This is a genomic window from Stenotrophomonas sp. SrG (assembly GCF_050031795.1).
GTDB lineage: Bacteria > Pseudomonadota > Gammaproteobacteria > Xanthomonadales > Xanthomonadaceae > Stenotrophomonas > Stenotrophomonas rhizophila_A.
Genome location: NZ_JBNBBE010000013.1, coordinates 107311 through 118619 on the forward strand (window position 1 = coordinate 107311; position 11309 = coordinate 118619).

The window sequence follows — 11309 nt, forward strand, 5'->3', positions numbered from 1 at the left end:
GAGAAAAATTCCGAGAACGAGGTAATCAGCAAATGGCCGGCGTGAAGGGGCGAAGCGGCGGGCCGCGCGAAAACGCCGGCGGGTCACGTCCAGGCGCAGGGCGCAAGCCGGCCAAGCCGAAGAAGTCGAAGGCCAAGGCGTACCAGACCACGGATCCGGACGAATTCCTGCGGGCGCTGATGGCTGACCCCAACGCCGACTTCAAAGACCGGATGGCGGCGGCTATGGCCCTGAAGAAGTCGGGGAAAGAGGTAGGTCCGCTTGGCAAGCGTGAGCAGTCGCAGCAGGCTGCGCAGGCATTGGTATCCCGGTCGCTGGCGCCTTCTGCGCCGCCCACGCGGCCGAGGCTGGTAGCGGTCAAGTGAAGCCCACCTGGACAACGGCGTGCCCGGACTGGGAACGCCGGTTCAAGGCAGGCGAAAGCCTGATGCCGTGTGGACCGATCTTCCCTGCCTATGCCGAAAAGGCGATGCAGGTGTTCGAAAGCCTGCTGGCGATGGACGTGGAGAACCCTACCGGCGAGATGGACCCGGAAACAGGGCTGGCGGTGCCACCGACCTACGGGCAAATCTCCCGGCAGTGGCTGCTGGACCTGGCTGCCGCCATCCTCGGCTCGTACGACGAAGAGACCGGGCAGCGCCTGATCCGGGAGGTGCTGCTGAAGGTCCCGAAGAAGAATTGGAAGTCCGGGTTCGCGGCGGGGGTGATGCTCACGCTGATGATCCTCAACTGGCGCTCCTCCAACGGCGCGGCAATCATCGCGCCGACGAAGGACACGGCCGACAACTGCTTCGATCCCATGAAAGTGGCGATCGAAAACGATCCCGAGCTCGCGGCGCTGTTCCACATCCAGCCGATCAATCGGAAGATCACCCACCGCGTCACCAAGATGAGCTGCCGTGTGTATGCGGCGGATACCGACGCCATCTCGGGCAAGAAATGGGCCTTCGTGATTCTCGAAGAGCTCTGGCTGCTGGCAAAGCGTAAGGGCGCCTCGGACATGGTCCTCGAGGCGACCGGCGGCCAGGCGTCGCGGCCGGAAGGCATCGTGATTTCGATCACTACCGAGTCGGATGAGGAGCCGGTAGGCGAGTACAAGGCGAAGATCGAGTTCGCCCGTAAGGTCCGGGACGGCGAGATCGACGCACCGTGGTTTCTGCCCCTTCTGTACGAGTGGCCGAAGAGCATGATCAAGTCCAGGGCGTACCTGGACGTAGCCAACGCGTGGCTGGTGAACCCGAACTTCGGTGCCTCCGTCGATCCCGAGGACTTCGCTCGGAAGATGGAGGAAGCAAAGGAGGCCGGCGGCGAGAAGCTGCGGGTGTTCCTGGCCAAGCGGTTGAACGTGCCCCCGTCCGAGAACATGGGAGGCGGCTGGGCGGGAGCCGAATTCTGGAACCGCCGGGGCGACCGCACGCTGACGCTGGAGAGTCTGCTGGAACGCTGCGAGGTGGCGACGGTCGGCATCGACGGCGGCGGCTTGGACGATCTGCTGGGGTTGGTGGTGCTGGGCCGCGAAAAGGGCACCCGCCGATGGCTTTGGTGGGCCCATGCCTGGGCGCACGAGATCGTGTTGGAGCGGCGCAAGGACATCGAGCCGCAGCTTATGGGCTTTCAGAAGGATGGCGACCTGACCATCGTGGAACTGCCGGGCGAAGACGTCGACCAGGTCGCCGACATCGTCTGCCGCGTGGACCGTGCCGGGCTGCTTGCCGAAGAGCAGGCCGTCGGTGTGGATTCCGCCGGCATATCGGCCATCGTCGACGAGTTGACCACCAAGGAGCGGGGCATCGAGCAGAGCCGGATCGTGTCGATCGGGCAGGGATGGAAGCTCAACGGATGGACCAAGACCACCGAGCGCGCGCTGGCTGGCGGTGACATCGTGCATGCCGCGCAGCCACTGATGGCGTGGTGTGTCGGCAACGCAAAGATGGTGAACGCCGGCAACGCCAGCTACATCACAAAGCAGGTTTCGGGCAGCGCGAAGGTGGATCCGCTGCTGGCGGGCATCAACGCGGTGGCGCTCATGTCGCTCAACCCGAGCCCGCGCAAGCACAAGAAACTCGTCCTCATGACAGTGGGTGGAGCCCGATGAACAACGAGAACCGCGCCTACAGCTTGCTGGAGGTGAAGAACTATGACGACGACCAGCAGGTGATAACCGGCTGGGCAACCACCCCCGAACCGGACCGATACGGCGACGTGGTCGAGCCGCTGGGTGCGAAGTTCGCCGCTGAGCTGCCGCTGCTCTGGCAGCACCGTCACGACAGCCCCGTCGGCATTGTCCGCTTCGGCAAGCCGACCAAGGATGGCATCCCGTTCACGGCGAGCGTCGCCAAGATCGCCACCGCCGGCGCGCTGAAGGACCTGTGCGACCTGGCCTGGCAGTCAGTGAAGGAGAAGCTGGTTCGCGGCGTCTCCATTGGCTTCCGCGCGCTGGAGTACAGCTACATGGACGGCGGTGGCATCCGCTTCACCGAATCCGAGATCTTCGAGCTTTCCCTGGTCACCATTCCGGCCAACGCCGCGGCGACCATCCAGACCATCAAGGCCATGGACACCGCCGGCGGCCGCCGCTCGGCGAACTATGGCGTCCCCCTCATCCAGCGCCAGGCGGTACCGGTCGACCGACCGGCCGGCGGCGCGGTGAAGTTGCTGCGCTGAAGTACTTGGCCAAACGGCCCTGCGGGGTGGAACCCGCTTCCTTATTGCAGGCATTGCCCGGGGTGGAACCCGGGCCGAACGGCTGCGCCTACGAGAGAGCACTGAAAAATGAACATCGCAGAACAGCTGGAAAAGCTCCGCGCCACCCGTGCCGAGCTGGAGCGCAAGCTCAACACCGTCGTCGAGAAGTCCATGGGCGAGGGCCGTTCGATGAACACCGCCGAGCAGGAAGAGTTCGATTCGGTCAAGGATCAGATCAAGACCCTGGACGGCGACATCGAGCGCTTCGAGCAGTTGCAGGCTATCCAAGCCCGCTCTGCTGCGCCGGTGGTGCCGATTGCCGCTGACAACGCACAGCAGCCGGTCGGCGCCGTCGTGCATCAGCGCGGCGCCATCCAGGTGCGTTCGACCGAGAAGCTGGAGCCGGGCATCCTGTTTGCCCGTCACGCCATGTGCGTTTTCGCCGCGCGCGGCAATATGCGCGAGGCGTCGTACATCGCCAAGGAACGCTTCGGTGCGGAGAACCCGATTGCGAAGGCTCTCGCCTTCTGCGGCTCGCAGAAGATGGAATCCATCCTGCAGGCGAACGTCACCAAGGCCGCAGTGGACGCTGCCACCACCACCGACGCAACCTGGGCGGCGCCGCTGGTGGCTTACAACCAGTACACCGCAGACTTCGTCGAGTTCCTGCGCCCCCGTACCATCGTCGGCCGCTTCGGCCAGGGCGGTATCCCGTCCCTGCGCCGCATCCCGTTCAACGTGCACATCCGAGGCGCGACCTCGGGCGGTACCGGCTACTGGGTCGGCCAGGGCAAGCCGAAGCCGGTGACCGCGTTCGGCTTCAATGACGTCTACCACGGCTGGTTCAAGGTGGCTGGCATCACCGTTGCGACCGACGAGCTGATCCGTTTCAGCGACCCGGCAGCGGAAACCTTGTTCCGCGACATGCTGGTGGATGCCCTGGTCGAGCGCATGGACACCGACTTCATCGATCCGGACTTCGCGGGTGTCGCGAATGTGGCCCCGGCGTCCATCACCAACGGCGTGACTGCAATCCCCTCGTCGGGCAACACCGCGGCGGATATCCGTGCGGATCTGAACGCGCTCTGGGCGGCATCGGACGACGCCAACCACGTGTTCACCACGCCGGTCTACATCATGCGCGCGTCCACCGCCCGCAATGCGTCCTCGCTGGTCAACCAGCTTGGCCAGAAGGAGTTCCCGGACCTGACCCCGCAGGGTGGTGCGATCGATGGCGTGCCGGTGATCGTGTCCAACTACGTGCCGGCGGATTCGGACGGCAGCTACGTGGTGCTGGTGGATGCCACCAACATCTACCTGTCCGATGACGGCCAGGCGACCGTGGACTTCAGCAACGAGGCGTCCATCCAGATGATGGACAACCCGACCAACGCGAGTGATCCGGCCACGGCCACCTCGCTGGTGTCGATGTTCCAGACCGACAGCACCGCGATCCGGGCCCACCGCTTCATCAACTGGTCGCGTCGCCGCCAGACGGCGGTTGCTGTGCTGTCGGGCGTGAATTGGGGCAACTGACCGGAGCAGGGGAGGGCCACTCGGCCCTCCCCGATTCCAGGAGATTGAAAGATGAAGAGCACCGTCATTTATCGTGGGGAGCCGGTCGAGGTTCCCTCGTTCCACGCTGACCGGCTCATCCGGGCTGGCAAGGCCACGCTGCCCAAGGCAAAGGGTCCCCGCACCGCGCCTGTACCCGACGCGCCTACGGCTGGCGATTCGCCTTCTGATCCCTCCATCGCGGCTCCGCAGTCCCCGGTGACGCAGGAAACGCCGGCGGCTCAGATTGCCCCGAAGCAGGATGCTTCTCCCGTCGCCAAGGAACCCACGGCACGCCGCCGCTACACCCGCCGGGACATGAAGGCACAGGACTGACATGCGTATTTTCGGGCTGGAAGTTACCCTGGCGAAGAAGGCACTGACTCCAGTCCCGCAGCGTAGGGGCTGGCGCGCTTTGGTGCGTGAGCCCTTCGCTGGTGCGTGGCAGCGGGACTTGGAAGAGGACAGGGGCACTGTCCTCACCTATCCGACGCTTTACGCGTGCCTCAATCGAATCTCCACGGACATCGGCAAGCTGCCGTTTGTACTGAAGGCAGAAGGCGACGACGGTGTCTGGCGGCCGGCGTCGAGCAATACATCGTATTGGCCGGTGCTCAGGAAGCCCAACGGATACCAGACGGCACAGCAGTTCCGCGAGGCTTGGATGCTGTCCAAGCTGACGCAGGGGAACACTTACGGGCTGAAGGGGCGCGATGAACGCAGGGTCGTGAATCGGCTCTGGATCATGGATCCCTTCTCGGTGCAGCCGCTGGTCTCTGAAAGCGGCGAGGTCTTCTACCAGCTCAACTACGGCACGGGATCGAATCTGTTGCCCGAAAACTACCCGGGCGGCCAGTTGATAGTGCCGGCCAGCGAAATCATCCACGACCGGATGAACTGCTTCCACCACCAGCTGATTGGTGTGCCGCCGTTGTGCGCCGCGCACTGGCCGGCGGTGAAGAACCTCAAGATTCTGAAGGACTCGACCAGCTTCTTCTCCAACGGTGCGAACCCAGGCGGCATCTTGACCGCCCCCGCGGGCATGTCGGATGAAGACGCGCAACTGGTCAAGGACTACTGGAACACGGAGTTCCAAGGCGCCAAGGCCGGCAACGTTGCAGTCGTCGGCGCGGACATGAAGTTCACCCCGTTCGCGTTCAAGTCCGCCGACAACCAGATGGTCGAGCAGATGCGCTACTCGGATGAACAGATCTGCCAGCCGTTCGGCATCCCTCCGTTCAAGGTCGGCATCGGCAGCATTCCTGCCGGGACCAAGCCGGACGAGGTGAACCAGATGTACTACGGGGATGCGCTGCAGACCCACATCGAGGCGATGGAGAACCTGCTGGACGAGGGTCTGGGCATCTCCCGCCCGATGGGAGTGGAACTGGATCTGGGACCGCTCCTGCGAATGGACGTGGGTAAGCAGGCCGAGGTCGAAACGACGCTGGTGAGCGGGAACGTCAAGACGCCGAACGAAGCGCGGCTGGCCTTCAACCTGGCGCCGCTGGAGGGTGGTGACACCGTCTATATGCAGCAGCAGGACTTCCCGATGGACCAGGTGCGGAAGAACAAGATCGACCCCGCACCGGCGGCGGCCGAGCCGCCGGTGCCTGACGACGACCCTGACGACAGCGAGGAACTGAAGGCGCTGCAGCAGGAGAACTTTATGTTGAAGGCCCTCGAGGCCGCGCGAGCCGAGGTGTTCCGCAATGAGTGACCCCATCGACTTCGGCAAGATGTTGGGCGGCCTGGTCCGCGACGCCATCGCACCGCTGATGGTGCGAATCAAGCGGCTCGAGGAGCGGGAGGTGCCGGAAGGTCGGCCCGGTCGCGACGCAGACCCTGAGATGGTCGCCGAGCAGGTTCGCACCGCGTTGGAGGCCATACCCGCGCCCGCCGACGGCAAGGATGCCGACCCGGTGAGCGACGAGCAGATCGCCGCGCAGGTCGCCCGCCATCTGGAGGCGAATCCGGTACCTGCTGGCCGCGACGCGGATCCGGTCGATCTGGAGATGCTGGCCGACCTGGTGGTGGACAAAATGCTGGCCTCGCCGCGGCTGCTGACGTTGGTCGACCTGGCCACCGTCGACGCAGTGTCCAAGCACTTCGAGGCGAACCCGGTGCGGCACGGCCGCGACGCAGACCCGGCGGTGATCGAACTGGCGGTAAAGGCGGCTGTCGATGCGCTGCCGGCGCCGAAGGATGGCCGAGACGCCGATCCGGTCACCGAGCAGCAGCTGGCCGCGCAGGTCGCCAGGCACCTGGCCGCGAATCCGCCGCAGCCCGGTGCCGACGGTGTGGGCCTGGCCGGCGCAATGATCGATCGCGGTGGCGAGCTGGTGATCACCACCACCAAAGGTGAGGCGGTCAGGCTGGGCAAGGTCGTGGGCGAGGATGGCCAAGACGGCATCAGCTTCGAAACAGCGACTGGCGAGTACGATGCGGAGCGCGGCTTCGTCATCAAGCTCGGCGCAGGCGAGCGCCGCACCGAATTGGTCCTGCCGTACATGGTCCACCGCGGCTTCTGGCGCGAGGGCCTGGGTACGAAGGCCGGGCAGTCGATCACCCACGATGGGGCGCTGTGGATCGCGAAGCGCGACAACGCATCGAAGCCTTGCCTGGAGAATGAGCAGGATTGGGCGCTGGCTGCGCGCAAGGGCCGTGACGGAAAGGACGGCAAGAGCGTCCGCGTGCCGGCCGAGCCGGTGAAGCTGGGAGCCGGCAATGCGTGAGTTCGTCACCCCGGAAGATGCGCGCGAGCAGCTGCGCATCGACAGCGACGCGGATGACCGCTGGCTGGCTATCTGGATCCCCGCCGTCTCTGCCTCAGTGGCGGCGTGGCTGAAGCAGGAGTGGCGGCTGTACGTGTTGCAGCGCGATTCCAACGGGGAGGTGGTGACGGACAGCTCGGGCGTGCCGCTGCCGGTGCTGGACAGCGACGACTTGCCGGTGCTGCAGCCGATGGTGATCGCCGCCACGCTCCTGGAGCTGGCGTCGCAGTACCGCTATCGGGAAGGCGAGGGCGACAACGCGGTGCCTGCAGATGCCGGGCACGGGTACGTGCTGTCCCGAGCGGCGACGGCTCAGCTGGCACCCCTGCGCCGCACCACGGTGGCGTGATGAGCAACGTTGCGGCGGGTGACCTGCGGCACCGGGTGCTGATCCAGCAGCAGGTCACGACCAGAGACAGCGACGGGATCAAGCAGATGAGCTGGGTGGACGTGGCCACGGTGTGGGCGTCGGTCGAGCCGCTGTCGGCCCGCGAGTTCATCCAGTCGGGCCAGACGCAGGCAGCGGTAACGGCCCGTATCACGATCCGGTACCGCGCCGGCTTGTTGCCTTCGATGCGCCTGCTGCACCGGGGCCAGGTCTTTAACATCGCCGGCCTGCTGCCGGACAAGGCGTCTGGGCTGGAGTACATCACCATTCCGGTATCGGCCGGGGTCAACGACGGCCAATGATCGAGATCGACCTTCTGGGACCAGGCCCGAGCGCATCGCTGGACTTGGCCGGACGACTGCGCGGGCGACGGGTCGGGGTTGTCGGCAATGCCTTCGAACTGGCGCCGTGGGCTGAGTTCCTCGCTGCCAGCGACGTCCAGTGGTGGGACAAGCACCCAGCGGCCATGGCGTTCTGCGGTGCCAAGTATGCACCGCATCGCAAGGCGGGACTGCAGCAGCTGCCCGGCGCGAGGACGAACTGGAACAGTGGCGTGCTTGGCCTGGCCGTTGCGGTATCGCTGGGCGCCACGCTGGTGCGGCTGCACGGGTTCGACCTGCGCGGCTCGCACTTCTTCGGCCCGTATACGAACGGCCTGCGCAACACCGCGCCGGCCCGTCGAGAGATCCATCAGCAGCAATTCGCCCAGTGGGCACGCCAGAACCCCCATGTCCGGGTAGTGAACTGCACCCCCGGCTCAGCTCTCAGGTGCTTCGAATTCGATGAACAGATTGCCGCTTAACTCCGTGCGCGGCCGCATCCGCGCGCACATCGAGCGCTATGCCGGCGCCCTGGGCGATGACGTGCTCGAGGTCGGCAGCCGGATCCACGATCCTGCCGCGTGGTGGTGCACCAACCGGGATCTCGCAGCTGGCCAGTGGACCGGAATCGACATGCAGGCGGGCGACGGCGTCGACCAGGTCGCCGACATCCACGACCTGCCTGCGGAATGGTCGGGCCGGTTCACCGGCATCGTCTGCTCAGAAGTGCTGGAACACGTAGCCCGACCGTGGCTGGCTCTGCCGGAGCTGCGCCGCGTGCTGCAGCCGGGCGGCCTGCTGGTGGTCACCACGCTTTTCGCATTCCCCGAGCACGGCTACCCGGATGACTACTACCGCTACAGCCAGAGCGGGCTGCTGCTGCTGCTCGCCGATGCCGGCTTCACGGACATCGCCACCGAGTACGCCGGCGATGTGCCGCTCGAACTGAATGACCACGGCGAACGCGGCGTTGCCCGCCGCCGGCTGCCGATGCACACGTTCGCGGTGGCGCGGTGCTGACCCTCCTCACCGCCACTGGCGCCAGGCCTGCCGCCTGGGCGTTGTGCGAGCGCTGGATGGCCCGGCAAGACTACGCCGGCCCCGTGCGCTGGGTCATCGTGGACGACGGCCCTGAGCCGCAGCCGGTGGCCTTCCGCCGGAATGGCTGGCAGCTGGTGCTGGTCCGCCCGTCGCCGCACTGGGCGCCCGGCCAGAACACGCAGGCACGGAACCTGTTGAAGGGTCTGGCCGCCGTCGGCGCTGACGAGCGCCTGGCCATCATCGAGGACGACGACTGGTACGCGCCGGACTGGCTGACGACCGTTGATCGCGAACTGGACCGTGCGGAACTGGTCGGCGAACACCGGGCGCGCTATTACAACGTGCAGCAGCGCTGCGGCAGGCAGCTAGCCAACACCGGCCATGCCAGCCTGTGCAGCACCGGGATGCGCGGTAGCGCGCTGAAGGACTTCGCCGATGCCTGCCTGGCACGTCCGAAGTTCATTGACCTGGACCTGTGGCGCCGTACGCAGGGCCGGCATCTGTTCGGCGGCAATCGCGTCGTCGGCATGAAAGGACTTCCCGGCCGCGGTGGTATCGGAATGGGCCACGACGCAGCATTCAACGGTCAAGCCGATCCTGATGGTGCGCTGCTGCGCTCCTGGGTGGGTCTGGATGCAGAGGTGTACCGGTGAAGGTGGAATTCAACATCGTCGGCATTCCGGGCATCATCCGCACGCTCAACAGCCTGCCGGCCGAGATCGTCAGCAAGAAGGGCGGTCCGGTAAAGCTGGCGCTGGCCAAGGCAGCGCGCCTGGTGCGGGATGAGGCGAAGAGCAACCTGCAGCGCTCCATCGAGTTGCGCGGCGCCGACAGCACCGGGACTACGGTCCGGTCCGTCATTGCCAGCCGGGGCAAGGCGCCGAATGATGGCAATGGCGAACGCTACCTGGTGCGGGTGAAAAAGCGCTCCTTCGTCAACGCCCGGGGGCAGAAGACGTCGACGCGCATGACCGCCAACCTGCTGGAGTGGGGGTCTGGGCACCAGCCCGCTACCCCGTGGCTGCGCCCGGCGGTGACCAGCAAGGGCCAGGAGGCCATTGACGTGATGGTGACCGACCTGAGCCGTCGCATCGACTTGATCGTTCGGCAGCTGGCCGCCAAGAACGGGAGCGCGGGCTGATGTTTCCAAAGGTCTACCGCACCATCAACACCGCGGCGGTTGCCGCCATCGTCGACACGCGCATCGGCCGGCACGGCGAAGTGTCCCAGACGGAGCAGCGCCCTTACATCACCTGGCAGATCGTCACTGGGCTGCCATACGACAACCTCAGCGCGGCGCCGGGCGGCGACTTCACCGCGGTGCAGCTGGACTGCTACCACCCCACCGACGCCGGCGCGGAACAGCTGGCGCTCGCGGTGCGTGCTGCCTTGGACGCGGCCCTGATCTGCAATCGCGTCGTGCTCGACAACCGAGATCCGGACACGAAGCTCTACCGGGTCGGCATGGAAGCCGACTTCATCGACCAGCGGTGAGCCGCTGGCACCACCCCCAACCCGACCGCCGCAAGGCGGTTTTTCTTTGACCAGAGGACTTTGCAATGACCGAGGGCGTCATCAAAACCCAGGGGTCCGAGCTCTTCACCGTGGACAAGCTGAGTTCCAGCGTCGCCTCGGTCCTGAAGTTCGAGTGCCCGACTGGCATCACCGGCCTGGGCGGCGCGGCCGACCAGATTGAATCCACCTGCCTGAGCACCGTGGGCGACAAGGAATACGAAGGCGGCCTGGGCAACCCCGGGCAGGTCAGCGTGCCGTTCAACTTCATCCCGCGCAGCCAGTCCCACCAGATCCTGTTCGAGCTGAAGGAATCGCGCGAGGTCGTGGACTGGCTGATCGGCCTGAGCGACGGCGTGGCGGTGCCGGCCCTGGACTCCAACGACGATCTGGTGGCGCCGGCGTCGCCGCTTCGGACTTCAATCGGCTTCCGCGGCTACGTGTCGGATCTGAACATCGACATCGCGACCAACGAAATCGTGCGCGGGACGCTGACTATCCAGCGCAGCGGCAGCGTCATCCCGTACTGGAACGGGCCTTACTCGGCCTAACGGCTTTCGCAGCACCCTTTCGGGGTGCCGGCTCTGCGCGCCCAGCCGTCGCGTATCCGGCACCCCAACTACAGAGAACGGCTGATGGACAAGAGCAGAATTCTGACCAACGATGCCCCCGTTGCACGCGAGGTGAAGTTCAGCGACGGCACCACCGAGACGGTCTACTTCAAGCAGGTCAATGCTGGTCAGATGCGCCGCTGGCGCGCGGCGGAACAATCGGACGCCGAAGAGGTGAAGTACTTCGCCATGCAGAGACTGGTCGCGGCGAGCATCTGCGATGCACGCGGCAAGCTGGTGCTGACGGAGGCCGAATCGGAGAATCTGACCCCGGCGGGCCTGACCGACCTGTTCCCGCACGTGATCGCCGTGGCGGGCATCGGTGACGATGCAAAAAAGTCCTCGCCGAGCGCGGACGCGAGTACTTCAGCTGCATCCTAGGCCTCGCGCTCGGCAAGACCCTCGGGGAGATCGACGAACTCCC

The 11309-nt window shown here is 65.7% G+C and carries 16 protein-coding genes; all 16 read left to right on the forward strand.

Annotated features, from left to right (window positions below):
- Positions 1 to 32: 32 nt before the first annotated feature.
- The 16 genes from ACQG3P_RS13710 (at position 33) to ACQG3P_RS13785 (ending at position 11266) form a co-directional block, all read left to right on the forward strand.
- Positions 33 to 365 (forward strand): hypothetical protein, encoded by a 333-nt coding sequence (locus ACQG3P_RS13710; protein ID WP_426805377.1) that lies wholly within the window; start codon positions 33 to 35, stop codon positions 363 to 365.
- Positions 362 to 2095 (forward strand): terminase large subunit domain-containing protein, encoded by a 1734-nt coding sequence (locus ACQG3P_RS13715; protein ID WP_426805378.1) that lies wholly within the window; start codon positions 362 to 364, stop codon positions 2093 to 2095. The genes ACQG3P_RS13710 and ACQG3P_RS13715 overlap by 4 nt, the downstream gene beginning before the upstream one ends.
- On the forward strand, positions 2092 to 2664 hold the full coding sequence (locus ACQG3P_RS13720; protein WP_426805379.1) for an HK97 family phage prohead protease: 573 nt from the start codon (positions 2092 to 2094) through the stop codon (positions 2662 to 2664). Before ACQG3P_RS13715 ends, ACQG3P_RS13720 begins: the two co-directional genes overlap by 4 nt.
- 108 nt (positions 2665 to 2772) lie before the next feature.
- Positions 2773 to 4221 carry a phage major capsid protein gene (locus tag ACQG3P_RS13725; protein WP_426805380.1) on the forward strand — a complete coding sequence of 483 codons (1449 nt, stop codon included), beginning with the start codon at positions 2773 to 2775 and terminating at the stop codon, positions 4219 to 4221.
- A 51-nt stretch (positions 4222 to 4272) separates the two neighbouring features.
- The gene (locus ACQG3P_RS13730) at positions 4273 to 4575 is read left to right on the forward strand and encodes a hypothetical protein (protein ID WP_426805381.1); all 303 of its coding nucleotides are present in this window, start codon (positions 4273 to 4275) and stop codon (positions 4573 to 4575) included.
- Between the two features lies 1 nt (position 4576).
- A complete protein-coding gene (locus ACQG3P_RS13735) occupies positions 4577 to 5959 on the forward strand; it encodes a phage portal protein (protein WP_426805382.1) in 1383 nt (460 codons plus the stop codon).
- Positions 5952 to 6974 (forward strand): hypothetical protein, encoded by a 1023-nt coding sequence (locus ACQG3P_RS13740; RefSeq protein ID WP_426805383.1) that lies wholly within the window; start codon positions 5952 to 5954, stop codon positions 6972 to 6974. The genes ACQG3P_RS13735 and ACQG3P_RS13740 overlap by 8 nt, the downstream gene beginning before the upstream one ends.
- Positions 6967 to 7362 (forward strand): head-tail connector protein, encoded by a 396-nt coding sequence (locus tag ACQG3P_RS13745; protein WP_426805384.1) that lies wholly within the window; start codon positions 6967 to 6969, stop codon positions 7360 to 7362. Before ACQG3P_RS13740 ends, ACQG3P_RS13745 begins: the two co-directional genes overlap by 8 nt.
- Positions 7362 to 7703 (forward strand): phage head closure protein, encoded by a 342-nt coding sequence (locus tag ACQG3P_RS13750; protein WP_426805385.1) that lies wholly within the window; start codon positions 7362 to 7364, stop codon positions 7701 to 7703. The genes ACQG3P_RS13745 and ACQG3P_RS13750 overlap by 1 nt, the downstream gene beginning before the upstream one ends.
- On the forward strand, positions 7700 to 8203 hold the full coding sequence (locus ACQG3P_RS13755) for a hypothetical protein (protein ID WP_426805386.1): 504 nt from the start codon (positions 7700 to 7702) through the stop codon (positions 8201 to 8203). The genes ACQG3P_RS13750 and ACQG3P_RS13755 overlap by 4 nt, the downstream gene beginning before the upstream one ends.
- Complete coding sequence (locus ACQG3P_RS13760; protein ID WP_426805387.1) at positions 8184 to 8741, forward strand: methyltransferase domain-containing protein; 558 nt, start codon at positions 8184 to 8186, stop codon at positions 8739 to 8741. Before ACQG3P_RS13755 ends, ACQG3P_RS13760 begins: the two co-directional genes overlap by 20 nt.
- The gene (locus tag ACQG3P_RS13765; RefSeq protein ID WP_426805388.1) at positions 8735 to 9415 is read left to right on the forward strand and encodes a glycosyltransferase family A protein; all 681 of its coding nucleotides are present in this window, start codon (positions 8735 to 8737) and stop codon (positions 9413 to 9415) included. Before ACQG3P_RS13760 ends, ACQG3P_RS13765 begins: the two co-directional genes overlap by 7 nt.
- Positions 9412 to 9903: an HK97-gp10 family putative phage morphogenesis protein gene (locus ACQG3P_RS13770; RefSeq protein WP_426805389.1), complete on the forward strand. Its 492-nt coding sequence runs from the start codon at positions 9412 to 9414 to the stop codon at positions 9901 to 9903. The genes ACQG3P_RS13765 and ACQG3P_RS13770 overlap by 4 nt, the downstream gene beginning before the upstream one ends.
- Positions 9903 to 10256, forward strand: coding sequence for a tail completion protein gp17 (gene gp17, locus ACQG3P_RS13775; protein ID WP_426805390.1), 354 nt, complete (start codon positions 9903 to 9905; stop codon positions 10254 to 10256). Before ACQG3P_RS13770 ends, gp17 begins: the two co-directional genes overlap by 1 nt.
- A 65-nt stretch (positions 10257 to 10321) precedes the next feature.
- Entirely contained in the window at positions 10322 to 10825 is a 504-nt protein-coding gene (locus ACQG3P_RS13780; protein WP_426805391.1) for a phage tail tube protein, read from the forward strand.
- Between the two features lie 84 nt (positions 10826 to 10909).
- Complete coding sequence (locus tag ACQG3P_RS13785) at positions 10910 to 11266, forward strand: phage tail assembly chaperone family protein, TAC (protein ID WP_426805392.1); 357 nt, start codon at positions 10910 to 10912, stop codon at positions 11264 to 11266.
- Positions 11267 to 11309 lie beyond the last annotated feature (43 nt).

Coding starts and splice junctions, on each gene's coding strand:
- ACQG3P_RS13710 (WP_426805377.1), top strand. CDS start 33: ATGGCCGGCGTGAAGGGGCGAAGCGGCGGGCCGCGCGAAAACGCCGGC.
- ACQG3P_RS13720 (WP_426805379.1), top strand. CDS start 2,092: ATGAACAACGAGAACCGCGCCTACAGCTTGCTGGAGGTGAAGAACTAT.
- ACQG3P_RS13725 (WP_426805380.1), top strand. CDS start 2,773: ATGAACATCGCAGAACAGCTGGAAAAGCTCCGCGCCACCCGTGCCGAG.
- ACQG3P_RS13730 (WP_426805381.1), top strand. CDS start 4,273: ATGAAGAGCACCGTCATTTATCGTGGGGAGCCGGTCGAGGTTCCCTCG.
- ACQG3P_RS13735 (WP_426805382.1), top strand. CDS start 4,577: ATGCGTATTTTCGGGCTGGAAGTTACCCTGGCGAAGAAGGCACTGACT.
- ACQG3P_RS13740 (WP_426805383.1), top strand. CDS start 5,952: ATGAGTGACCCCATCGACTTCGGCAAGATGTTGGGCGGCCTGGTCCGC.
- ACQG3P_RS13745 (WP_426805384.1), top strand. CDS start 6,967: ATGCGTGAGTTCGTCACCCCGGAAGATGCGCGCGAGCAGCTGCGCATC.
- ACQG3P_RS13750 (WP_426805385.1), top strand. CDS start 7,362: ATGAGCAACGTTGCGGCGGGTGACCTGCGGCACCGGGTGCTGATCCAG.
- ACQG3P_RS13755 (WP_426805386.1), top strand. CDS start 7,700: ATGATCGAGATCGACCTTCTGGGACCAGGCCCGAGCGCATCGCTGGAC.
- ACQG3P_RS13760 (WP_426805387.1), top strand. CDS start 8,184: ATGAACAGATTGCCGCTTAACTCCGTGCGCGGCCGCATCCGCGCGCAC.
- gp17 (WP_426805390.1), top strand. CDS start 9,903: ATGTTTCCAAAGGTCTACCGCACCATCAACACCGCGGCGGTTGCCGCC.
- ACQG3P_RS13780 (WP_426805391.1), top strand. CDS start 10,322: ATGACCGAGGGCGTCATCAAAACCCAGGGGTCCGAGCTCTTCACCGTG.
- ACQG3P_RS13785 (WP_426805392.1), top strand. CDS start 10,910: ATGGACAAGAGCAGAATTCTGACCAACGATGCCCCCGTTGCACGCGAG.